The organism is Ekhidna sp. (genome assembly GCF_039940915.1).
Classification (GTDB): domain Bacteria; phylum Bacteroidota; class Bacteroidia; order Cytophagales; family Cyclobacteriaceae; genus Ekhidna.
In genome coordinates, this window is record NZ_JBDVFO010000003.1 from 914,563 (window position 1) to 939,334 (window position 24,772).

At 40.7% G+C, this 24,772-nt stretch carries 20 protein-coding genes; 12 read left to right on the top strand and 8 right to left on the bottom strand.

All coding sequences use genetic code 11. The annotated features are described in order from the left end of the window. Positions 1-134: 134 nt before the first annotated feature. A complete protein-coding gene (locus tag ABJF57_RS18980; protein ID WP_462232933.1) occupies positions 135-614 on the top strand; it encodes a hypothetical protein in 480 nt (159 codons plus the stop codon). A 203-nt stretch (positions 615-817) separates the two neighbouring features. Here ABJF57_RS18980 and ABJF57_RS18985 read toward each other — a convergent pair whose 3' ends face one another. Continuing rightward, positions 818-1,237: a c-type cytochrome gene (locus tag ABJF57_RS18985; protein WP_462232935.1), complete on the bottom strand. Its 420-nt coding sequence runs from the start codon at positions 1,235-1,237 to the stop codon at positions 818-820. Between the two features lie 391 nt (positions 1,238-1,628). Between ABJF57_RS18985 and ABJF57_RS18990 the strand changes: the two genes are divergently transcribed. Continuing rightward, on the top strand, positions 1,629-3,980 hold the full coding sequence (locus ABJF57_RS18990) for an ABC transporter permease (protein ID WP_462232937.1): 2,352 nt from the start codon (positions 1,629-1,631) through the stop codon (positions 3,978-3,980). A 280-nt stretch (positions 3,981-4,260) separates the two neighbouring features. Here ABJF57_RS18990 and ABJF57_RS18995 read toward each other — a convergent pair whose 3' ends face one another. The 3 genes from ABJF57_RS18995 to ABJF57_RS19005 all read right to left on the bottom strand — a co-directional run bounded on the left by ABJF57_RS18995 (position 4,261) and on the right by ABJF57_RS19005 (position 7,614). Continuing rightward, positions 4,261-5,334: a serine hydrolase domain-containing protein gene (locus ABJF57_RS18995; protein WP_462232939.1), complete on the bottom strand. Its 1,074-nt coding sequence runs from the start codon at positions 5,332-5,334 to the stop codon at positions 4,261-4,263. Between the two features lie 94 nt (positions 5,335-5,428). Continuing rightward, positions 5,429-6,478, bottom strand: a complete 1,050-nt coding sequence (locus ABJF57_RS19000) for an AraC family transcriptional regulator (protein ID WP_462232941.1) — start codon at positions 6,476-6,478, stop codon at positions 5,429-5,431. 89 nt (positions 6,479-6,567) lie between these two features. Continuing rightward, on the bottom strand, positions 6,568-7,614 hold the full coding sequence (locus ABJF57_RS19005) for a helix-turn-helix domain-containing protein (RefSeq protein WP_462232943.1): 1,047 nt from the start codon (positions 7,612-7,614) through the stop codon (positions 6,568-6,570). Positions 7,615-7,709: 95 nt separating this feature from the next. Between ABJF57_RS19005 and ABJF57_RS19010 the strand changes: the two genes are divergently transcribed. The 7 genes from ABJF57_RS19010 (at position 7,710) to ABJF57_RS19040 (ending at position 17,263) form a co-directional block, all read left to right on the top strand. Beyond that, positions 7,710-8,558, top strand: coding sequence for a CPBP family intramembrane glutamic endopeptidase (locus ABJF57_RS19010; protein ID WP_462232945.1), 849 nt, complete (start codon positions 7,710-7,712; stop codon positions 8,556-8,558). Positions 8,559-8,703: 145 nt separating this feature from the next. Beyond that, complete coding sequence (locus tag ABJF57_RS19015) at positions 8,704-9,705, top strand: helix-turn-helix domain-containing protein (protein ID WP_462232947.1); 1,002 nt, start codon at positions 8,704-8,706, stop codon at positions 9,703-9,705. Between the two features lie 79 nt (positions 9,706-9,784). Further along, positions 9,785-10,939 (top strand): pyridoxal phosphate-dependent aminotransferase, encoded by a 1,155-nt coding sequence (locus ABJF57_RS19020; protein WP_462232949.1) that lies wholly within the window; start codon positions 9,785-9,787, stop codon positions 10,937-10,939. Between the two features lie 432 nt (positions 10,940-11,371). Next, positions 11,372-13,126, top strand: coding sequence for a tetratricopeptide repeat protein (locus ABJF57_RS19025; protein ID WP_462232951.1), 1,755 nt, complete (start codon positions 11,372-11,374; stop codon positions 13,124-13,126). An 87-nt stretch (positions 13,127-13,213) separates the two neighbouring features. After that, positions 13,214-13,570 carry a T9SS type A sorting domain-containing protein gene (locus ABJF57_RS19030; protein WP_462232953.1) on the top strand — a complete coding sequence of 119 codons (357 nt, stop codon included), beginning with the start codon at positions 13,214-13,216 and terminating at the stop codon, positions 13,568-13,570. After that, complete coding sequence (locus ABJF57_RS19035; protein ID WP_462232954.1) at positions 13,567-16,503, top strand: G8 domain-containing protein; 2,937 nt, start codon at positions 13,567-13,569, stop codon at positions 16,501-16,503. Before ABJF57_RS19030 ends, ABJF57_RS19035 begins: the two co-directional genes overlap by 4 nt. A gap of 112 nt (positions 16,504-16,615) precedes the next feature. Continuing rightward, positions 16,616-17,263 (top strand): transglutaminase-like domain-containing protein, encoded by a 648-nt coding sequence (locus tag ABJF57_RS19040; protein ID WP_462232956.1) that lies wholly within the window; start codon positions 16,616-16,618, stop codon positions 17,261-17,263. A 111-nt stretch (positions 17,264-17,374) separates the two neighbouring features. On the opposite strand, the gene ABJF57_RS19045 is transcribed toward ABJF57_RS19040, so the two are convergent. Both ABJF57_RS19045 and ABJF57_RS19050 read right to left on the bottom strand, forming a co-directional pair. Continuing rightward, positions 17,375-19,276, bottom strand: a complete 1,902-nt coding sequence (locus tag ABJF57_RS19045) for a tetratricopeptide repeat protein (protein ID WP_462232958.1) — start codon at positions 19,274-19,276, stop codon at positions 17,375-17,377. A 60-nt stretch (positions 19,277-19,336) separates the two neighbouring features. Beyond that, positions 19,337-20,134 carry a helix-turn-helix transcriptional regulator gene (locus tag ABJF57_RS19050; RefSeq protein WP_462232960.1) on the bottom strand — a complete coding sequence of 266 codons (798 nt, stop codon included), beginning with the start codon at positions 20,132-20,134 and terminating at the stop codon, positions 19,337-19,339. A 190-nt stretch (positions 20,135-20,324) separates the two neighbouring features. Between ABJF57_RS19050 and ABJF57_RS19055 the strand changes: the two genes are divergently transcribed. Then, positions 20,325-20,720, top strand: a complete 396-nt coding sequence (locus tag ABJF57_RS19055; protein ID WP_462232962.1) for a hypothetical protein — start codon at positions 20,325-20,327, stop codon at positions 20,718-20,720. Positions 20,721-20,737: 17 nt separating this feature from the next. Next, positions 20,738-20,872: a YgaP-like transmembrane domain gene (locus tag ABJF57_RS19060; protein ID WP_462232964.1), complete on the top strand. Its 135-nt coding sequence runs from the start codon at positions 20,738-20,740 to the stop codon at positions 20,870-20,872. Between the two features lie 56 nt (positions 20,873-20,928). On the opposite strand, the gene ABJF57_RS19065 is transcribed toward ABJF57_RS19060, so the two are convergent. Continuing rightward, positions 20,929-22,071 (bottom strand): serine hydrolase domain-containing protein, encoded by a 1,143-nt coding sequence (locus ABJF57_RS19065; RefSeq protein WP_462232965.1) that lies wholly within the window; start codon positions 22,069-22,071, stop codon positions 20,929-20,931. 187 nt (positions 22,072-22,258) lie between these two features. Further along, positions 22,259-23,305 (bottom strand): tetratricopeptide repeat protein, encoded by a 1,047-nt coding sequence (locus ABJF57_RS19070; RefSeq protein ID WP_462232966.1) that lies wholly within the window; start codon positions 23,303-23,305, stop codon positions 22,259-22,261. A 264-nt stretch (positions 23,306-23,569) separates the two neighbouring features. On the opposite strand from ABJF57_RS19070, the gene ABJF57_RS19075 reads away from it, so the two are divergent. Continuing rightward, a complete protein-coding gene (locus ABJF57_RS19075) occupies positions 23,570-24,682 on the top strand; it encodes a sensor histidine kinase (RefSeq protein ID WP_462232968.1) in 1,113 nt (370 codons plus the stop codon). Positions 24,683-24,772: the final 90 nt, after the last annotated feature.

Consider the following 24,772-nt stretch of genomic DNA (forward strand, 5'->3'; position numbering starts at 1 on the left):
ATTCTTGAACACTTAAAAAACCACCTTCTTATCGTTGGTGATTTTTTGGTTTTAGGAGGGTGGGGTTAAATTGTGGTGGTCTTTGATAGATTTGTTTTCAAATTTGATAGAGTTAAGCCATTAACTAAAAACCAATGAATAATGAAGTCAACGTAACATATATTAAAAGAAAGGGGATTCTTGAATATATGTTGATGATTGTCTCGTTTATAAGCGTTCCAATTTTATTTGCGTCATCTATTGGAGGAGGAAGATTTGTTGAGTATAGCCAAAATTCTATTATTTACGACCTGCCAATATATCTCAGAGTGATTTCATTTTTGGTTTTTTTATTTATGGTAGTTGTATTTTTAGGAGTCTTTACTCATATCAGAAAGGCTCAAGTAACCTTTTATGATACAGAAATTGTATGGAATGATAAGAAGATTCAATTTGAAGAAATCAAGATCTTCAAGATTTCCTCACTTCCAGACCGAGGAGAGCCAATGTTACTTTTTAAATTTATTAAAACGAACTCGAAGAGTTTCACATTCAAACTCATTGGAGACAAGACTCAAAAAGATATGATAATTGATTTGTTGGGTAAGGAAAAATTCAGCTATGGCCTAATTTAGGTTATCCACAGCTACCGCAAGTCTTCCAACTAGGGCTGTGAGGTGGCGTGACTTGTTGTTAAGAACAAAACCCACCTTCTTCATCGTTAGTGATTTTTTTGGTTTTAGGAGCTCAGTAGAAATTAATACTATTGAATAGACGTAAGCGGACATTTACGCCATGGATGCAGCAAGGGATAGATAGGATTTACATGATCAGAATTCTACCCCTCTTTTTTTCTAACTAGCTCAACCTCCTCGGGTTGTATAATGTCATGATTATTTCCCCAGTTATTTCGGATATAGTTGAGGACATCCGCAATCTCTTGATTTGTCCAATCTATTTTTGGCATACTTTTATCATATTCAAGACCGTTCACAGTGATCTTACCTGTGAGTCCGAAACTGACTGCTTTGATACTATTCTCTTTACTTTTCAAGTAGTCCGATTTAGCAAGAGGGGGAACTAGGCGATCCTTGATATAGCCAGAGCCATCTATTTTGTGGCAACCGGCACACTTTCCATTGTATAGTTTTTCTCCACGTATTAACCCTTCTTCAAGTGTATTATCTTGACCAGAGGTTACAAAAGCACTTCCTAAAAAAGCTAAAAAAGCCAAGATCTTTAAAGACTTAGATTCCATTGATTTGATAGTTGATTTGTATGCATTAGCGTACGATTTTGCTGGTATCAAGAAATTTTATTTATGCCATCTCTAGGCACCTGTGTGTCAATGTCCATTTGAATTATGCAAAACTATCACTGCATCACTATGCAAGTTGAAGATGCTTATTATTAAGCTGAACAATCGGCATGACTTCACGCAGAAGCTAATGATGCTGCTTACATCATTACTTATTATTTCCGCATAATTCCCTGCTAATCTGGCATAAGAATCTTTTTAGATCGCTTAAAGCCGCGTAGTATTAATTGGGGTGGTTATGAGTTATGTTCTCTTTTAGGAGATTTTAACACCGCCCTCAAGTATCACTGATATCTAAGAAACGATTGTACAAAGTATTTAATTAAAGTAAATGATTCCTGATTACTTCAAGGTCACTCTTAGAAGAGCTAAAAAATATTGGCTTCAAAACCTCATCAATACTTTTGGTTTAAGTGTGGGTTTTTTATCCGTTATTTTTATTTACCTCTTCATCCATCATGAGCTGCGCTATGATCAATTTCATAGTAAAAGTAAAACCACCTACCGCCTCACCGATTCTTGGGGTGTCGATGCTCGGCCAGCTATAATACCACCTTTATGGGCCGAGGCACTAAAAGACCGGTTCCCGGAAGTATTGACTTTTACACGTATAGACAAACGAATCAGGTTCAATCCTCTAGTGGCTAATGGAGGTGTTAAGTTTTATGAAGACGGATTCATAAATGCTGACTCATCATTTTTTGATGTGTTTAGTTTCAAGCTAAAAAGTGGAGATTCACGGAGTGCATTGAATGAGCCCAACACCATTTTGATTACAGCTTCGAAAGCAAGGAAATACTTTGGCAATGAAGATGCCCTTGGTAAGACACTCGTCCTGGATAATAGCCAGTCATACAAGGTGACAGGAGTACTAGAAGATCTTCCTGATCAATCTCACCTAAATTTCAATTTTATATTGCCCATGGGCGATGTGCCGGATTTCAGATGGGTTTACTCATATTTTGTGGTAAACGAGGAGGTCAATATTGCAGACTTTGAGGAAAAAATTAATTCATTCTTAAAATCGGAATTTGAAGTTAAATACAAAAATCAAAAATTCGATACCAAATTTCAGGCATTAGAAGACATTCACCTCCAATCAAACCTTGAATATGAATTTCAAAGCAATGGGAATATCAGTTACTTGTATATCATAGCCTCAGTTGGTTTAATTATCCTCATTATCTCGGTCTTTAATTTTATCAATTTAAACGTAATTCAAGCTGCTGGCAGAGTGAAAGAATTAGGAGTGCGGAAAACGCTAGGAGATGAAAAGTCACAATTATTTTGGAAGTCTCTTAGTGAATCAATTGCTTATTGCCTTGCAGCCTTTTTACTTGCCTGCCTATTTTCTTATGCATTGCATGCTCCGTATGCATCCTTACTTTCTAGAAGTTTTAACTGGTCATCGTTTGCTACAAGCCATTTATTAGAAGGATTGATCGCCGCTGTGGTTGTAGGTCTCCTTGCAGGAATTTACCCGGCACTTCTTTCTTCGGAATTGCGACCAGTAGATGCACTGAATGGTAATTTCATTTTAAGAGGAGGCAAATTAAGAAACATACTCTTGATGTTGCAGCTCATTATTTCATCATCGCTAATTGTGGGCACAATTATTATTTATCAACAATTAGACCTGTTGAGCAATAAGAATCTGGGTTTTGACGGAAGTCAGGTTATTGCAGTAAATGGCAGGACTGCAGAGGGCCTTGAAAAACACCAGAAGACATTGAAGTCAAAATTGGAGCAACTGCCAGAAGTTGATTTGGTGAGTTTCTCTCAGACTGTGCCAGGAGATTATAGCAGCATGGCAAACATTGCATACAAATTTGAAGGAATCCTGGAAGATAGAGTCGGGGTGAGAACCATTTTTGTGAGCCCAAATTTCATAAATACGCTTGGTATCGAAATGAGGATGGGGAGAGTTTTTTCTGATGATTACGTCAGGGATTCCGCAACGTATATCATAAATGAAGCCTGCGCAAAGATGTTGGAGTGGGAGGAAGATGCGATTGGGAAAAAGATGAAAATGTCGATCATCGACCAAATGGAAGGAGAAGTAATAGGAGTGATGGAAGACTTTAATTTTGCGTCGCTTCATACACCCATTGAGCCCTTGGCTTTGATGATTTTTCCACCCGCCTTTCAAAAAGTACTCATTAGAATAAAAACAAGTAACGATGTATCCGAGTCACTTTTAAAAATCTCAGATCAATGGCAAGAGGTGTTGCCTAATTACCCATTTGAATATCAATTCTTGGATAAAAAATTTGACTTACTCTATTCAGCAGACAGGCAATTTTCATCTGCCTTTTTAATATTTACGATAATAGCAATTTTTCTCACCTATCTCGGACTGTTTATTTCAGTGGTATTTGAAATGAAAACAAGGCTTAAGGAAGTAGGAGTGCGACGTGTAATTGGTGCCTCGGTAAGCAATATTATATTCGTATTGAGTAAGAAATTTCTGATCATGATGTTCATATGTACCCTAATATGCATCCCATTGTCTTACATGGTTCTTGAAGAATGGCTCTTAAATTTTGCCTATTCGGTTGATATCAAATGGTGGGTTTATTTAGTGACCTTGTTTTCGGTACTACTCATTTTCATTCTCACGACCGGAGCTAAAGTGCTTCAGTCTGCGCGAGTAAGCCCGGTTAAAGTTCTGAGGGATGATTAATCTATGTAAAAAGAAGTCTCCTTGGACCTATGTAGTAAGTTAGACGAATGCTTTACCATCAAGGCGGCCCGCTACAAAACCCAGCTTCTTCACCGTTGGTGATCCTGCTTGCGGTAGGGGATGGGCGCTCAAGCCGCTGGGCTCCTCATTTTTTACTGTCCGACGTTTCGGGCAATGGAAAAGAAAGGCCTTGCGGCCCGAGCATACCTTCTTCACCGTTGGTGGGTTTCTTGTTTAATCTTTTTTGGTAACTAGTAAAGTATAGGTGAATAAATGAGCGTTAGTTTTGAAACAATTTCGCTATCTCATAAACTTCATTCACACCATAGTCTGCCTCTGTGTTGGTGCATATTGCGATCACTATTTGCTGATCGGGCAATGCCAGTAAAAATGACCTGGCTCCAACAATCCTACCTCCATGATGTACGATAAGCTGACCGGTAGATTGAACCTGAGAAATGCGAAATCCCATGCCGTAGCCTGTAGTGGAACCATCCGGAAGCTTTTGTGGTGTGATCAAATCTTGCAGCGTAGAAAAAGAAATGATCTTACCTGCCCGGTTAACCATCGATACAAGGTCTGAGGGAGTAGACAAGAATCCTCCACCTGGCCACTTTACACTCAGGTTTACTTCGCGAGTTTCCCGTTTCCCACCCTTGCTGTAGAATGTGGCTACTCCCGATTCATCAAATCCACCGTCGGCTAAAACGGTATTTTTCATTCCTAACACCTTTAACACTTCGGTTGACATATACGCTGCATATGATTGTCCAGAAAGGACTTCAATTAACCTACCCAGAACCGTATAACCATAGGTAGTGTATTTATATTCAGCTCCAGGTTCGAACAAAAGTTTGTCGTCTCTGAAAGGATCTAAGCTTTCTTCTACACTGTTGTATTGTTTGTTCGAATAGAACTCAAAACCCTTGTAGTGTCTAATCCCTGACTGGTGACCGGCAAGTTGGCGGATGGTATAGGAACTATTTGTTGCTTCTCCGATTGATAAATGCTTGTTGACGGGATCGGACCACTCTAACTCCCCTTCGTCATAAAGCTTTCCGATTGCCAATGCGGTCAAAGTCTTGGATATACTTGCAATTCTGAATTTGGTTGAAGTGGTGACCGCTGTTTCATTTTTGATATCAGCGAATCCAATCCCTTCCTTCCAAATGGTCTGTCCGGCCTTTCCAACGGCAATAGAAATTCCTGGTATTTTCTGATCTTCTTTCAGTTTAAGAATTAGTTCTCGCGCTGCGTGTATCTGTTGAGTAAAAGTTGAGTCAGCATAGTTTTGACTATTTCCAAAATGCGAAATAAATAAGCTGGCAAGTGTTATTAGAAAAATTCGTTTCATCGTTCCTTTTTTTTGATTCAAAAGACGGATAAAAACCACAGTATGGATGGGAAATTACGGTCGCAAACGACCCACCGCAGGGAGTGGAACCAAGTTACCTTGAGCTGAGGTACTCAGAAGGACGCATGCCGGTTATTTCTTTGAAAACGCGCTGAAATGTTGTCTTTGAATTGAAGCCACATTCTTTGGCTAAGCCCGCAAATGTCAAATGAAGATTTTCAGAAACTCTTGATTTGAATTCGTTTACGCGGTATTCATTAATGAAAGAGTAGAAGTTTTTGCCTAAACCTTTGTTCAGTGCCTCAGATATCTGCTTGGCGGTAAGATTTAGCTGGTCTTCCAGGTAGCGTACATTCAGGTCGGTTAGCAGATATAGTTTGTCGTGCTCCATGCTCCTTATCAGAATGTCTAGGTGTGATTGAAACTGGGAACCATCCTCTCCAGGATCGCTTGGGCTCAGGCCTCTAATAGCAATTTCCGGTTGGCGGATTCCTCCAATGCCAAGCCAAAAAATGATGATCACGTAGATTACTGGCGTCATTAATTGATTATTCACATTGTGATCGCTTGTGAGTACCAATATCCAGAATACCAGCGCTATGGGAATTAAGATCAAGAAAATGGTAAAGAATTGATTTAGCCAGTTTAATGTCTGCTGCTCAATGTTTGAAAGTTTTTCTCTAAGCTCACTCTGATAAGTCAAAATTGTTTTTCTTGAAATCAATAGATAGTAGATGATAACAATTATGGAGAGTGCTCCAAATTTATCAACGACCTCATGTAGTAAGTGATTGGGGAATGACCGGCCATAGTACCAATGATAGATACTGTGCGTATAATCACCAGCGAACCACAATAGGTGCCAATAATTCAATTTCGCATTAGATGTCAAGGATCTTATATAGAGATAGATGAGAGGACCAAGACCGTAACCGATACCATATGGGAGTAGATGAAGGATGGGGTATTCGTTGAAATAGGATCGAGAGAGAATCCATGCAGTTATCAGGTTGATCCCAATGGCAAGTATGATTGAAGCAAGGAATCTATTTGCGAATTGATTGCTCTTGGATGAAAGTAGAACGAGCGAGAAAATCGCGGAACAAAGACAACCAGTAAAAATGAGATAGGGAATAATATTCATACAGGACAATTCGCACTGAGACAGACGGAAGTTAATGGTAACTGTTGAATCTTGGAGTGCTCAGAAAGATTCATTGCAGGGAGTGGCACCTATTTAGATATCACTTGCTTCCTGAAAGCAGAAGGAGTTTGTCCCGTTTTATCTTTGAAAGAAGTGTTAAATACTGACTTGGAACTAAAGCCTGTCTCAAGCATTACCTGTTCGATGGATAAGTGCTTATATGTTTCATCCCTAAGCAAAAGAATTGATTCATCAATTCGCAAGTTGATAATGAACTGGTTGAAGTTCTGTCTTAATCCTTTATTTAAGTAGATAGTTAGATCATGAGGTTGTAGTTCTAGATGATTAGCCAATTTAGCTAGCGTTAATTCGGGATCTTTATAGAACTTGTCTATACGTATGGCGTGATCAAGTCTATTTTCTATAAGTTCCTTGAAACTACTTGATAGATGATTACTTAAGGGTTCGTTCTTTAATAACTTAGGTTTCGCAATAACTTTAACAAGAAAATAAGTCATTCCAATTGTGATGGAGGTCTCCGCAAGAATGAAGATTTTCCAAGACGTGACTTCAGAGATTAATTCTAAAAATTCGAATAAAAAGACCTCAGAAAGCCATAAAATATTCCAAATCAACAATGCGATTAAAAAGGGTTTAAACATGTGAATGATTCCTTTCTTTAGAAGTAAAATCGCTAACACAAAAATGAATACCACTCTTACGACCATAAATACCTCAATCAAACTTTGATTGAAATATGTGGCTAGAATAACGTTGAAAGGAGCTAATACAATTGACGGGAGATAGTAAAGAAAATCACGTGACTTGAATGATCGGTCTTGATCGTTTAGCGCATCCGACAGTAGCCACAAACTAGCGATCATTCCGGTTTCCAAAGAGCCCATAAGCATGCGATATATATTTAGAACATCTCTCGTGAGTATATTTTCAATCCAGAATGTATAATTAATAACGCCATAGAAATCTTCAAGGAATTTCAATAATAAAAATAGCGTGAGCATCTTTAGTGTGAGTGTGTGATGCTCATACTTTGTAAACAAGTAGATTAGGAACAAAACAGAAATAAATAATTGAATTATCTCCGTAAAGCTTTTAAGCCAGTAGTAGTCGATCATACAGAAATGAAATTAGTTCGGATTTAATAATTAGAACCCATTTCTAATGCATAGATAAGATTTTTACTAAAATTTAAATCAAAGGTTTATATCACATGTATTGGGAACACATTATTAAATTGTTGGAAAGACATAGGTTAGCATGTTTGCTTGCGGTCTTCCTTGGAATAAGCGTCATCGGCTTAGGTGTAGCGCAGGATTCTCTTCCAAAGGTACTTACATACTTATCAGTTATTATCTGTTGCTTTTTGCTTTCAGAGTTTATTTTCTACTCAGGAAAATTAATACTCCCTGATTGGAACATACGTCAGCAGAAAATTGAACTCATTGTAATTATCAGCTGCGAAATCGTCATGCTTCTTCTTCTTATCTATTGGTTTGTTTTTGTAGACCCAGGTGCAATTTCAAAAGGAGGTAGGATTGGACTTATGATTCTTCGCTTACTATTTGGATATCCCATATTCTTCTTGATTTATTTCCTCGGAATTAAAAGATACTCCTTAGCAAACTTGGGATTTAGATTAAAGCATTGGTATGTAGCCGCACCAATAATCATCTTGATTGGAGGATCGACCTACCTGACCTTTCCAGAGGGACTGAAGTTTCAGGATGTTCTGCAACATCAAGGGGTTATGGCCTTCTTGACTTTAGGATTACTAACCGCTTCTATCCCGGAGGAGTTGACTCGTCACTTATTTCAAAGTAGGCTGTCAGCATTAACCTCAAAGAGTATCGGATGGTTTGTAGTATCACTGGTGTGGGCTCTTACCCATATTCCGAGCTTTGGGAGCCAATCGGGTGATTACATTGGAGCTACGATTAGTGCGATTGGAATATTACCTATTGGGCTTTTATGGGGTTATCTTAATCAGAGATATCGATCCATTATTCCGTCAGTGATAATTCATGGAACCAATTTATGGGGACTTCAAAACATTTTTTAATTTCATCTTTTACCAATGTATGTGGTGATTTTTTTGGGGACACTCAAGCCGATAGGCTTCCGGAGAGCACTTTGCAAATGCAATTGTCTTTTGATGTATGCAGCTCAAAACACTCCAAATCCATTCGCTTCTCTATATTTAATGCATGGAAGGAATCTTGATTACGTCAATATTGAGCAGTGTGGGATTGGGCATCAGCTCGTTCTTTGGTTTTTTCTTAATTAAGAACAATAAACTCGAGAATCGCTTGCTCGCATGGTTGCTCATAGCTCTGTCCCTTCGAATCACTAAATCGATCTTTTACACCCACATAGATCTGCCACTTTTCATCAAGAATTTAGGTCTGGCAGCAAATCTTGCTGTTGGCCCCTTACTGTTTCTATACGTCAGCATGCTGCTTGGGAAGAAAAAGCTGCATCGGCTGGATGCACTTCATTTCATCCCGGTGGCGTTCTACTTTACTTTCTCTCCCGTTTTGCCCAATGGAGGAGGTAGTGATTTTTGGATGATCAGTTATTCCTTGATTTTGATGCAATCTTTCATATACGCCGGCCTATCAGCTGTTTGTTTAGCCAAGAGCCGGAGAAACTCTGGTAGTAAAGATTTGACATGGGCTACAGCCCTTACCACCGGGCTATCAGTCATGTGGTTGGTCTATGCTTTAATATTCTTGAAGTTCCTTCCGTTATATGCGTTGGGCTCTGTTTCCTTCTCCATTTTGATATTCATTCTCCTGTTCGTAGCGCTGAATCACTACAAGCTATTCAAGGGCTCTACCTCCAGGTACCTCAATTCAAGAATATCGGACAAGCAAGGGCAAGCTCATTTCTCAAATCTGCAGAAGCTGTTGTTTTCGGAGCACCTCTACAAAGAGCCCGATCTTTCACTGGCAACTCTGGCCAATAGGATGGATCTGCTGGAACGTGATGTTTCACTCATCATCAATAAATATGGGAATTGTAATTTCTCACAATTTGTCAATGAACTGCGGATTGAGGAAGCCAAAAAGTTGATTAAGGAAGATCCTAAAAAGAAAATCATTTCCATTGCTTTCGACTCAGGGTTCAGCAACCTGGGCACTTTTAATCATGTGTTTAAGGGAATCACAGGCGTTACCCCTTCAGCGTTTCGCAAAAATCTTGATTGATTGGCCTAAATCATTTCAGCATTCATGAATTCATAGGTTTCATAGCAAGGTAAGCGCCTTCTTTACCTCAAAAAACGCTATGAGTATAACTATAAAACGACGGGAGTGGCTGAAGATGTCGGCACTTGCTTCAGGGGCAAGCTTTGGATTACTTAGTGGGCTTGATGTTTTCGGAAAAACGACACCCGATGCATTATCCGCTATTGAAGGTGATGAAAATGTGAGAAGGCTTCTTTTCAACGAAAATCCGCTGGGACCCAGTGAGAAGGTCAAAGAGATCATTCCAGAGATGCTGCATAGAGCAAGCAGATATGCGACTTTCCATCGATATGATTTCATGACCCTCAAAGAATTGATTGCCGAAAAAGAAGGATTAAAACCCGAAAATGTCCTTTTAGGACACGGCTCTTTCGAGCCACTCATAATGATATCTTCGTACTTCTCAGAAAATGGCGGAGAGATTATCGTTCCGAGTCCCAGCTTTGATGTGGTTGGGAATTTTGGCCGAAAAATTGGAGCCCAGGTCAGGCAGGTAGAGGTGGACGCACAATTCAAGATGGATTTGCCGGCAATGGAAGCTGCTGTAACCTCCAAAACAAGATTAGTGACTATATGCAATCCGAACAATCCCACAGGGACAAGCTGTGAACCTGATAGTCTACGTGCCTTTTGCAGTGCACTAGCTGATAGAGCGCATGTCCTGGTAGATGAAGCCTACATTCATTACCTCAACGCATGGAGAAAACACACCATGGCACCATTGATAAAGGAAGGAAAGAATGTCTTGATAGCTAGAACATTCTCTAAAATATATGGCATGGCAGGTCTAAGAATTGGATATATGTTAGGCCCGTCCAAGCTCATGCAAGAGCTGGAAGCCAAATATACCTTGGGGTTTCCCGGAAACATGCCCAACTCTCTAAGCGTAGCAGCAGCAATTGCGTCGCTCGAAGATGACGACTTCATTGACAAGTCAAGAGCATTTAATGAACAAGGCAAATCAGCATTTTATCAATCCCTTGATGACCTGGGTATCCCATACATAAAGAGCGATGCAAACTTTGTCTTTTACGATGTTCAAAAATTCAAAGAGTACAAAAGCCTGATGTGGAAGAATAAAATTCTTCTGGCTGGTGGCTGGCCGAGCAAGCCAAGTTGGGCGCGTGCTACGATCGGTTCAGCTGAGGATATGCAATACTTGAGTGACCAGATGCAAGGCAAAAAGTGGCTTTAATAGGTCAAGGTATCATAGTAGAGTGTGGGCCCTATGCTTGTGAAAATAAGCTGTGGGTCCATTCTTACTTCTTTGCCCCAACTAGTGCCAGCGCCCGATTGCGTTGGTGGATTTTTAGTTTTAGGGGAACGCTCAAGCTGGGGGGCTTTCATTTTTGGCGCTCCAAAAACGAATCGGAGTGACGTTTCGCCAAAAAGAGCTACTAAAATCAATCCAGCCCCAACTAGCGCAAGCGTCCGCTTGTGCTTATTATGAATAACGATATTAAACCACCTTCCTCAGAGACAGCGCTATCCTTTTTCTATTTGGTTTTTGTAACAGCCAAAAGTTGATCACAGATAGATTTAGTATCGAGGTGTTGCGACAACCCACTTCAAGCAGCACTTTCGAAATTCTTTAGCCAAATACCTATGTTTGAGCTATAATCCACCTATGAAGAAATACTTGCATTTCCTATTGATGTTCACATCGCTGATTGTTAGTGGACAAAGTGAGCAACTTCAAGAACTCTTCCAAAAGGCATACAAGTATCGAGCTTCGTATGACAGTGGACTTTATTATTCCAGTCAAGCATTAATTCTTTCCAGGGAGACACGATTTGATAAGGGAGTGGAGTTGAGTAAGATGTATGCTGGCATGGCGTACTACAATGCTGGGCTTAGAGACACAGCTACTGTGTTGCTATATGAAGCACTTCCTGAACTAGATGACTTTGTTTTTGAGAAAGGAATGGCTCATTGGTACATAGGTAAAATTCATGTTCGGGCAAGAGATTTTAAGAATGGTGAAGAGCACTATCTCCATGCCATGGAAGCCTTTTTAGCGACTGACTCAATCGCATTGCAAGGTGATGTTTACAATAGTCTGGGTGTAATTCAAGGAATGCAAACGAATTATACACAAGCCCTGGAATGGTTCACAAAGGCTTATCAGCTAAAAATAATCAACGGGTTGGATCGTGAAACATCATCCGAATTGAATAACATCTCATTGGTTTATATGAGAATGGGCAGCTACGACAAAGCAATAGAATATGTCAGAAGATCCATTGAGTTAAATGAACAGGACAATGATCAATCAGGATATTCAACGTTGGGAGGTATTTATAATTTTGCTGGAAACTTGGATAGCGCACAGTATTACTATGAAAAAGCACTGTCAGAGGCTAAAAAAAGAAGTGACAGTAGCTATCAAGGTATGGCACTTTCCAACCTCTCAAACCTCCAATTTCAACAAGGAAATTTTCGAGAAGCCATTCTGTTGAATAGAAAATCACTAAAATTTCGCAAAGCGAATAAAAATGCACTGTTCGGTATTTATACGGAATTGGGGAAGTCGTATCGAGGGCTCCAAATGATTGACAGTGCTTCTTTTTTTCTGCGGGAAGGTTTCAGCTTGGCTGTTGAACAAAAAGATAAAGTATGGGCAAGAGAGTCTACCGTATTCTTGAGCTACCTGCTTGCAGAGCAGGGGCAATTCGATAGCGCATTTCATTACCTCACACTCGGTCTGGCGTATAAGGACTCTTTGAACAATGATCGCATACAGGAGATATTTGCCGATCAACGGGTAGCACTTGAAACAGCTAAAAAGCAACAGGAGATAGAGACCCTACAGAGGGAAAGAGAAGTCGATAGGTATAAGCAACGAACAATTATTATTGGCTGTATTTCACTACTTGCAATAGGCTTCCTCGGTTTTTTCAATTACCGATCTCGTCAGTTGATCAGGCAAAAATCATTGAGTGAAGAGAAGCAACTTTTAACCGAAAAGTTGGAAAAAAATCAAGCTGAACTTTCCGCATACACCCTAAGCATGATTCACCGAAAAAACAGCATCAAGGACATTGAGGATTTTGTTGAAAAGTTAGAAGGCAGCGAAAAGCAAAAAATCAAGAGTATCATAAACGTGAACAATGCGCTGGATAAAGACTGGGAAAATTTTCAAAAATACTTTAGCCAAGTCCATGCTACATTCTTTGAAATGCTGAGAAAGAAGTTTCCAGCGCTCTCGCAAAGCGAGGTAAGATTGAGCGCGTTGATCAAAATGAACTTGACCAATAATGAGATAGCCGTCTTACTTAACATTGAATCGAAGAGTGTAAGAATGGCTCGTTACCGGCTTAGAAAGAAATTCAACCTCTCAGAAAAATCAGATCTCAATTTATTCATTCATAACCTGGAATAGTTAACTCCTTGTAGACGGTTTGTATATCGTGCAAATTTGCATGGCGATCCACATAGAAGCATATTTGATTATTAGAATACTTCAAATATGACTAGATATATTACCATTGTTTTATGCTTTGTGATAGGCTATCATGTGAGCGCTCAAACGACACATGAGGTGACAGTTGCAATTAACCAGGGCGTTGATTGCCCCATTACCGGTTTAGACGAATCGGACGTTTTTTCGGTCTACCCCAATCCAATAGAATCATCCTTCACTATCAAGTCTGCAATCAAGGAAGCTGAAATCAAGCTGATAGATCTCAATGGAAAGAAAGTAAGATCAAGGAAGATGACCAATGGAGAACTTCAAGTTGAAGTGTCGGATTTGCCTAAAGGGATTTATATCATCCACTTTGAACATGTTTCAGGTTCAGATCGCATTAAAATTAAAATTCAATGAGAGCATTACTAACGAAACTCGCAGTTTTGATTTTGATCATCTCAACCAAACCTGCAGTCTGTCAACAAAGTCTTTCTGTGGCACTTGAAGATAGAGTGGTACTTACAGGGGATACCTATAGAGGCGAAATCCAGTGGCAATACTCCAACGACAATAGTGAATGGGTGGATTACAATGGAGGAGCGATCAATGGGCTTGAGGTGGTGATCGGTCAAGAGCGCATGTATTATCGCGCGCGGATTGAAGAGGAGGGCTGTACACCTCACTTTTCAGAAGTGATAGAGATCGAGTCTACTACCAGCACGAACCTATGGTCAGATCCCGCGACATGGGGAAGCGCGGGTAAACCACAAGCAGGTGATGAAGTTACCATTGCTGAGGGCGATTATATCATTTTAGATGAGACTCCGCCTGACTTAGGAGGATTGCTAATCAATGGAGTTTTATCATTCGATCGATCAGATCTGTCGCTGACCACCGAATGGATCGTGGTGAATGGGACACTACGTGTAGGAACCACAGAGAATCCATTCACACAAAAAGCCATTATCACGCTTAATGATCAGGATACTGAAGCAGAAATCATGGGAATGGGCACCAGAGGAATTATGGTCATGAATGGAAACTTGGAATTGCATGGAGCTTCACCTGATGTGATTTGGACCAAAATCAACGCACATGGAGAATTAGGATCGACCTCACTTACTTTGACAGAAGAAGTAGACTGGAAAGCTGAGGATCAAATCGTAATTGCACCGACGGACTACTATGAAGCTGGTGCTGGAATTTCTGTTACTCAAAGGGTGGGATTGACAGAGGTTAATGGCACTACCTTGACCCTAGCTGAAGGATTAAATGCGCATCGATGGGGTTTGCTCCAATACCCTACAACTGATGGCATGAGCCTATCTCCCAACGGACTAGTCACCGCGCCTTTACCAGATACGGGAAATGAGATCACTCCGCTCGTGTTGGACGAACGGGCTGAAGTTGGAAACCTTACGCGAAATATTGTCATTCAATCTGCAGATGATGAGTTATGGGCCCAAGGTTTTGGTGCCCACACGATGATAATGCCTTCGGCGACAGCTCACGTAGAAGGCGTAGAGTTTAGAAGAGTGGGACAGGAGGGGCGCCTGAGAAGATACCCTTTTCATTGGCATATGCTCAGCTACAGTGGCACAGAAACATTGGCTGACGCTACAGGGCAGTACTTTAGAAACAATACCATCAATAACTCGGCTAACCGTGGCATTGTTATTCATGGAACAAACGGCGTGCTCGTACAAAACAACATTGTTTATGATGTGAGAGGGCATGGTCTTTTTACAGAAGACGCAGTTGAGCGGAGAAACATCATTGATGGCAACCTAATCTTGCATGTGAGAAATCCAGAATGGGGAAGTCAGCTGATGATGCATGAGGTAGGGGATTTTGGATCATCCGGATTTTGGATTGCCAACCCTGACAATGTCGTTACAAATAATACAGCTGCCGATTGCCAGACATTTGGCTACTGGCTCGCCTTTCCGTCGAGACCATTTGGGCTAAGTAATGCCGTATTATACGATGATGGAATATTGATGCGTCCCAATCGGCTTGAATTTGGAATCTTTGATAACAATACGGCACACTCTAACAGGAACGATGGAATACACATCGATGATCCGCAATCGGATGATGAGGGTAATACGACTCCTCTCCAGTATTGGTCCACGACTGATGGCAGAACAGACATTCATACCAATTCCTTTGAAAACCTGAGAAGATTTGCCCTTTCAAGAATAAAGACCTGGAAGAACATGGACAATGGTTCTTGGGATAGAGGTGTTTGGACGGATATGTATGAGTTTGTTTCAGCAGATAATTGCGGAAGATTCTTTGCAGGCTCTGGAGCTGATGGGGTGATAGAGCGGAGCTTGATCGTTGGGACAAGCCTCAACTTTATGATGAACGGCACAGGAAGGCCCGATATAGCTGATTTTCAATTTTTTCCTTCTGCTGCACCGACTGCTTTTGCTACATATCACAGTGCATTCAGCATGAGGAACAACGTAGTAGTGAATTTTCAGGTGACAGCGCATGATCGAGCAGGAGTCTTTGCAACAGATGACTATTACTTCAGGCCAGTAGACAAAGGACAGGTACGGAATTATGACAACCTCTTGATAGCGTCAGATCCAGGCGTCAAACTTAAGGCGTCAAACTCCTACTTCACGTTAGCCAGCGCTCTTTGGGATCCATATGGGCACTGGGGACCTGAGGAAAACTACCTGGTGTACGATGACTCTTTTCTCACCTATGGAAAAGACGTAACCATCCCTGCGCTTGGGTCTGAAGTTGTTGGTGGGGTAAGTGTTCCTGGTCCTTTCTATGGTTTCTTGGGGTTCGTCCTGCATGGAGTTGGCCCTGGTCCTCCTCAAAATTACAATTTTGAAGATTTTATGGCCATTCATGTAGATAGATATGATCCCGCGGATTTGGCTACTCCGGTAGGTTCGTGGGCTGTGACTACATCACAACCAGAATGGGCACTCAACCACATGCGAGATTTTGCAACAAGTCCGGACGGGGTGTACGAATTAACGTTTCCGGATGAAATCATTGACCCTACAAATTTCAATATGGAAGTGGAGAGTATGATGGAAGAATCAGATTTGCAGGTTATTGGCATTCAGTTTGATGGCTCCATAGACCCGGTTGTTTTTATCCAGCAAATAAGTAACACAGCCAATTTTCACGTGTATGAAATGATGAATTCGTTGGAAGAAGTAATGAATTCCAATGGAGAAACCTGGTGGCAAGACAAAGTCAACAATCGAATGTGGGTCAAAATCCAAGGAGGCAGGTGGGTAGCTACACCTGATGATGAGGGTGAGTTTGAGGCAGAAGCGAATGAAACCATGAACCTCATAATCAGAGCTGCAAATTGAGATTGATAGCGATGGAATCGATGTAGACTGATTCAACTTTAGCAAAGGCTTTTTACAACCACATCTTGCGTGAATCGTTAAAACGCTTGAATCTATAGAAGTAATTTTAGTCATGCGTTTTAAATCTCGAGTACTATTAATTTCAGTTCTGTGCTTTACCAAGTTTCTGGGTACACCAGTGATTGCTCAGTCTGATGATGAACAAATGAGGTTATCTGATGCGCCCACAAACGCTGACCAGCAACGTATTTCTTCCGAGAAATCCTACCAGGAAATTTTAGAAAATTGGGATCATGTTGATAGCGTAAATCAATGGATTGGCAAGTACTTTGGATATGATATGTCAAGAGCGCTCAAGTTAGGAGAGGGCAGTGACTTACGCAGCAAAACAAAGATTCTGACACCTGAGGAGTTTTATGAAAACCCAAATGGTGTATGCCTGGATTTAAGTCGCTTTGCGGTAGAAACGCTTCGGAAGATGCCGCAAGAATATGAGGCGAATTACCTGATGATTGAATTTGAACCAATAACGATCAAAGGCTCCACCTTAAGCAAACATTGGATCGCTGTTTACAAGGATCAAAACGGCTTATTCAATTTCACAGCTGACTCAAAATATCCTGGCAGGAAGTATGAAGGCTACAGCGACGTAGCAAGTTTTGTAAGTGAATATGAAACACTAAGAGATAGAAAAATTCTGCGTTACCAGATCGTTCCGACCTACGAGAAGAAGAAGAAGAAGCTGAAGAAAGCAAAATAAAAACGAGTAGCAATTTTGAAATTTAACCTTACGAGCTGCCATTCTTCTAACTAGCGCAGGCATTTGGATTAATCTCCTATGCCCACACCGGCAGGGTTGGATACATCTAGCTCAATCCGCCATAGGGTCCAGTGATTTAACAGCTCTTTTCAATTGTGAGTCGGAAAGTTTATCAAGCTGTGGGAGTGTTGGTCTTGCAGCGTCATAGTCGACAATTTCTTTGCTGTTCTTTTCCATCCAATCAACCAATCCTTTGACCACTTTGAGGTTAGCCTTCCCGTGCGAAGTGTCATCTCCGATGTTTCTGGAAATCACCGCAGATACGGCCATCATTGGTTTAGAAGAAAAATATATCTCGGATAGTTTAGCGGTGTACTCGAGTTTTGCTGACTTTTTAGAGTAGTTGTTTTTCTTGTCAATGACATGCCTTCCTTCATGCGCATAGATTCCGGATTCCAGGTCTAGAAACTCGATGGTGTTGATGAAGGCAATTCGCAGCTCAGCAACTATTAGTCCACTACTTTTAAGTGAGTCCAATAGTGACTGTTCCTGCAATCGATCAAGCCTCAGACTTAAGCCTCTCAAAAATGCATATGGATTTTCTTGTGCTATGGAATCATCCTTGAGACTGTACTTTTCAATGTCCTCTTTCCATTCTTTGATCTGTACCGAATCCGTTTGCTTAACCCATTTATTGACTGGGCCAGACGTGTAGGCACTCCTGACTTGCAAAAATCCTTCATCATCTGCCCAACCTCCGGTTTGTGCCAGGCCGTCCCAAAACCATCCGGAGTATCCATTCGAAACCATATGATCTACCGCGATGTAGCTGAATACAGCTTCCTCACCATATTGTTTGATGGAGCGCTTATCATTCAAAACAATGTGCCCCATTTGCAGGCCAAAATATCCATTCGCACTGAAAGGACTAATGATTGCTTTGAAGCGTTTACGCAGTTCTCTTTCAAACCCTTCCTTTGTGAAGGTTGGCTGCCCGCTATTCCACTCCAAAGCTTTCCAAAGCTTCATGGCATAAGGTACCAATTGGTTGACATATATTTCCTTACGTTCATTGTTTGACCGTTCTCCATTGGCGATTATTTCTTGATAGAAGGCAAGTGTCATCGATTGTATGGATTCAATGAATTGGTGGTAAAGCAGGATTTCTTTGATGTCCTGATCGGAAGATGGGTTTTTATCAAAATATAGTGAGTGTACCAATGCAGCGTATTCGTAGAATCCGCTCTCAGCAAGTCCCAGAAGCACAGCCTCCTTAGTTTTTAGCGTGCTCGTGCTGCTGTATGATTTGGCTGCCTCCTGAAACTCGTCTATTTGCTCTATCAGAGAGGGGTGTACCTGATCAATGCGGGTCAACCTGAAGTAGGACATCCAGCCATTGAACAAATCTTCACCGCTTCCGACTAAAAGCGCGTACCCAATTTGCAGCTTCGCAATTGCCACATCGCCGGGCCTTGGATCAGCCAATTTTTTGAGTCTTGAATACCCTTCCAGCAGCTGCTGATGTTCAGGATTGAACGCTTGATTGTTAGTGCTGGCCAGAGATTTGTGTTTTTCAAGAATACTGTAGCAAAATGCAAATTCAGCATCGTAAAAATCTTTTTCTGATTCGCCTGAGGCAGACGCTAAGGTTGCTGCTTGCATTGCTTCATCGTACTTGCCTTGTTCGTTCAGAATTCGCGCCCTTAGTAAATGAAATTTAGCTTGATCTTCGTTCAGTTCTAGTCCTTTTGCAATGAGTAAAAATGCGCTATCTGGATTTTGATAAAACATCCATTGCATTTTGGCAGTGTAGAAAGTAGCAATGATTCGATCGTCGATCGTTTGCTGGCGGTCACGCATTACATTGGCAAATGTTGCATATGCTTTTTTGTGATCCATTTGGAAGTAGGCGTTTTGAGCATCATCGATGGAACGACTGCTTTGAGCGCAGGAGGTGCTTACCAGCCCACTGAATAAGACAATCTTTAGCAGTTGGATAAAATACAATTTCATAGTCCTTTTTTGATTTTTTGATCTAGCAAATCAACGGACTGATCAATGCGGATAATTGTATCAGATTAACTTTTGCAGATTTTTACTTTGAGTAGGCGTTTGATTAAAAGAGCCCTTGAAGGATTTAATGAAGTGAGCTTGATCAAAAAAACCGGTGGAGAATGCAGTATTTGTAAGTGTAGACTCCGCATTAAATAAATCAAAATAGGCAGATGTAATACGCTTGGACCGAATGAAATCGCCTATGGTACTATTCATTTTGTTTTTAAAAGCTCTGGCGAGATATACTGGATGTACGTTGGCAAATGCAGCAATTTCTTCCAATGAAAGCGACCGATGAAAATTTTCTGAAATAAAATCCACGGCTTTATTTACCACTACGGAATCTCTTACCCCTTGAGTCTGAAGAAGGAAAGAGGCGAAAAATTCCCCTATTAAGCAGTTGATTTCATCGTCTCTGTATCCCGCGAGTAAGGCATTGACTACCTTGGCAATTTCCAAGGTGGGTGGGGTAGTGTGATATTCTTTGAATAACAATGAGAAGAGCCCCAGCTTATCTTTAGATTCGTCATTCAATTCTATGTTGAGACACACACCACCAGTGTTAGAAAACTCATTGGCATGTTCGTATCCCATCTGACGAAAGACAACCTTGGAGGTACCAACTTCTGTTCCTTCGGAGCTGGATTTTCTTTTTTCTAAGTATTTGCCACGAAGAACAATACTTGCATAAGCAGATTCATGCGCATGGTGGGGTATTTTGTGCTGGTCTTGATAGTAAGTAAGCGTAACTAGATAGTCATCCAATACCCGAACCCTATCTTTTAATCCGAAATATGCGCCTTTGCTAAGAATCATATTGAATTAGACAGATAATCAGGCCAAGAGTTGCATTAATCTTAAGGATTTCAGATTTAAAACCATTTTTTTTACCACCCTTCCATCAGTCGCGTGCATTACTCGACCAATCCATTTATTCGATTGATTATTATCAAATGATAATTTTTACCTTCGTAGAAGCGAAAACCCTAAATAATTATCTATGCAAATGAGTGAGTCTATACCTTTTTCTGTACCCGTAGAGGGTGTTGAAGTCAAGAAATTTAGTCAAAATAGCCATAACTATCTTCATTTCACTTTCAATGGAAAATTCACACATGAATTATCATCTGATGCAATAGATGAATGGAAGAGTCAGTGTAAAATGAATCCATCTGAAAAATTCGTTCATATCTGGGACTGTCAGAACATGAGCGGATTCGATAAGCAAGCAAAAGATCTATGGATGGAGCAAATGAACTCCCTCTATGATCAAACCGAAAGAATTGTGCTCGTATCGGATAACATCATCATCAGAGGTGCAGCTAGGTTGATGTCCAGATTTACTAAACACACACTATGTGCTTATAGAACTTTGGTAGAGATGTCAGCAGCAGAATTATAAACCAACCATCGAACAACATGATCAATAGAATAGTACATGCAATCGCAGGAATTTTTATCTTGACAAGCTTACTTCTTTCCATTTATGTGAATCAAAACTGGCTTTGGTTCACGGCTTTTGTAGGAGCAAACCTTTTGCAAAATGGTGCTTGATGAATGATATACTGAAGAAACTGGGAGTTCAGAATTAGATAGGAGCGAATTCAAGGCTATTTAGACATATCATAATTCATAATCATGCGAACCATACCAAGGTAATCGGTGAAGAATCTCCTCAGCTGAGGCATTTCCGTTGAATTGATTTGCATGGTAAATACTTGCCGGGATTCCGCATGATAAAATCCTGCGGTGTTATATCCGGGAAAAAAGCCCGAGTGGCCGATGAAGGTACCCAAACCAGGGAATTCGTATTTGATAACCCCCAATCCATAACTACCTTGAATTTCAGGTGCATTTACGTAGCTGAAAAAATCAGCTCTGAGTTGCGTCATATCAAAAGCCTCTCCTTCATAGATGCTTTTTAGAAGTCTGGCATAATCTGCATTTTCATAGAAGTAGCCCCCACCGGTCCATTCAAATTGCATGTTATTCTGCGCCCTTCCATCTACTAAAAAAGGAGCCTTGAAGCCCAGAGCGTATTCGGATCCTTCGGTGTAATACCCTTGAGCCATCTTAGCTATCGCGTCGTTGCTGGTAGGAGAAAAGCTAGTGAGAGACAAAGGTTTCAAGACGCGCCTATTGGCCTCCGAATAAAAATCATTCCCACTGATCTGTTCGATAATCATACCCAGAAGTATATAATTGGTGTCCGCATAAGTAAACCCGCTTCCAGCTTCAAAGGGCGGTTCATCATCGAGTACGTAAGACAGCAGCTCTTCTGGCTTCCATACCCTTGTCGGATCTTTCTTAAGGTCTTCCAGGAATGCATCTTTAAATTCATAGCGTATTATTCCCGAGGTGTGCTGAAGCAAGTTTCGAATCGTGATTTCTTTCGCATTCGCAAGCCTGCCGTACCATGCGTAATCTCCCAGAAATTTGGATGATCTATCCTCCAGATTCAATTTGCCCTCTGAGATCAACTGCATCACTACAGCAGAAACTACCTTTTTGCCCGTACTTCCACCGTGTAGTTTGTGGCTTGTAGCCATCTCTACCTGGTTTTCTTTGTCAGCCCAACCACTGGCAAATGTGCGCACATGATTGTTGGAATCGATGTGGGTAAAAACAAGACCTGGATAATCTGAAGCAGACAGAATGCTATCCAGAGCAGATTGGATGATCTTATTGGGCTGGGTATAACCAAAGCCTAAACAAACAAGCGATAACAGGATCGAAGAAAGTAGCTTTTTCATAGTCGCAGAGATTTGTAAAGCAAGAAGCTAGAAATAGTGGTATTAGTCAAGCAATTAGTGGATGAGCGGCGAAACGAGAAATGATTTCGGAAAACTATTTCATCCAATGATCCTTGCTAAGACACATAAACCATTTGATGTTTGGTTTGTAGAAAAAGAAGGATCTTGAGACCGTTGGTGTTGTCAATTAATTGAGGCTGAGGGCTTTGGCGGTATTACCGGTTTCCAAGTATACACTATGCAGCAAGTCTCTTACCTCGGTATTTTTTGGCTCGAGTGCATAAGCTTTTTCAAAATATTTCAAGGCCAGGTTTAGATGACCTTCCTGATTGCTAAAGCGATAGTAATGCTTACCCAGTTCTCTATTGGCTTCAAAATGATCCTCGTTCATACGAGTGACCTTAACAAATGAAGAAAACGCTTCATCATGTTCGTTATGCTGTGCGCTTAATAGACCGTATAGATAAACAACGTCAAGGTTGTTTGGCTCTTCGGTTACCACTCGTTTAGCAAGCTGTAGTGCACTGTATTTCATGCCTTTGTCTGTGTACCGCATGATTTCGATTTTAGCAAAGCGATTGCTGTTTGGGCAATCATTTTTTGCATCACTTAGCAGTTGATCTACTTGATCATACTTTTCTAACTTATAAAGTATGGCGAGCAGCTCTTTATAGGCGAATTCTTTCTTGTGATTTTTTATAATCATTTGGTGCCAATAGCTCATCGCTCTAAGATCGCGTCCAAGTCTTGTAGCATCCTCCGCAAGTTTCTCTATAAAATCGCCCGTATCTTCTCCTATGGTCTCTAAAAGAAGCGCAATATGATCCATGGTGTAGAAGTATTCGCTGTGCTGTTCGGATTCATATTGCTTTGCAGCAATATCTACAAGCAGATGAGATAGCCTCACTAGGCCAGCTGCGATTTCGGTTTTTCTTGTTTGCTCTTTCTGAATATAGATCGTGTAAGCCTCTGCGATTTTTTCGGTGAGCTCCACATTGTTTTGCAATGCCTCTGTCGATCCATATATCTCCATATTGATCAAGAAATAGTAATACATAGCACTGGCAACCTCTTCATCTGATGTGAAAGGTTGTGTCAATGCTTGATTGATTTCTTTTTCAGCAATACCAAAATTCTGTGAATCGTAATGTTTGATGGCCTGCTTCAAATCAACATTTTGAGATAAAAGGTTGAAAGAGCAAAAGATAAGTAATGCACATACTAACGTTTTCATGGGGCTTGGTTTGATGGGGTGATGGGTTTCGTTCCAATTATTATATGTGAAGCAAGCTAAATCACTAATCAAAAGCTTTATCTAATATTCGTTGAACGACCCAAAACCTTATTTAGAAGTGCTAAAAATCAGATAAGCCAAATTGAGAGTAAGGTGAATTGCGTAAAGGATGATATACTTAATCGAGTTATTTGGCTGTTCACCCAATTTATTGAATCGCAGACTTATTGTTATCTATCATTGCGTGGCTAACAGATTCCGTTTATGGACCTGAATCAAATAAAAAATCAAATTCTCCATCAAAATATTCAAGCGATCATTCTTGACAAGAAAGGCGTTGCCTTGAGTTCAGATGACCAATTGATTGCATTGAGCCCTGGCACCTCCTTGATCAAAGGAAATGAAGTGTTTTTAGGGCTTAGTGAGATGGTGGAGGAGTTAGCAGTGGGAGAGGAGTTCAGGCTCGATTGCATTGAAGTCGAATTTCACGGACGTCATTCCATCTATGATTTTCTCATAAAAAGATTGCCAGACGAGGCTGATGAAATAAGGTATTTACTCCTTATTTATGATTTAGGAAATGTTTACAGAAAAGTAATTAATCTCCGACAAGAGCGTAATGAAACCGCCATTTACGCAGAAAAGCTGGCTTCCGCTCATGCAGATTTGAAGCAAGCACAGCTTCAATTGGTGGCCAATGAAAAAATGGCTGCCATCGGATTATTGGCTGGTGGTATGGCGCATGAAATCAACAATCCGCTGAACTATATTTTCAACGGAGTAGAGTTAATTAAGCGAGGTATCAATGAACCCACTGAAAATCAGAAGGTTTCAGAAATGCTCTCAATAATAGAGACTGGAGCAACTCGAATAAAAAAAGTAGTTAGCAACCTCAAAGTTTTTGATTCAAGTGGCCATAACGAGCAAAAGCTGGTGGATATCCATGCCGAGATCAATCAGACGCTTAATCTAGTGAAGCACAGGTTCAAGGACAATGCGGAGATTATCTTAAACTATGTTCCCCAAAACATAAGCTTGAAATGCAGTCCTGAAAAAATAAATCAGGCCTTGTTTAACCTGCTACTCAATTCTGCCACTTTCACAAATGATGTCAATAAGCCTAGGATTGAGATCAGTACCATCCGAAGCGAAAATCAACTTTCCGTTTATATAAAGGATAATGGAATTGGCATTCCGGATGCCATTCAGAAACAGATATTTGACCCTTTTTTCACCACGAAAAAAATGGGAACCGGTAAAGGATTGGGTTTGTCTGTGGCACATATAATAATCAAAGAGCACCAGGGAAAACTTACCTGTGAAAGTGTGGAAGGGCAGGGCACAACATTTTGCATTCAATTACCATTGAAAGCATGAAGCATTAATTATTGAATTGTCTCATTAAGCTATCACGGTAGGGCAATTTTACATGAGCCTTGATTTTCTCACACGATCTATCTACACATA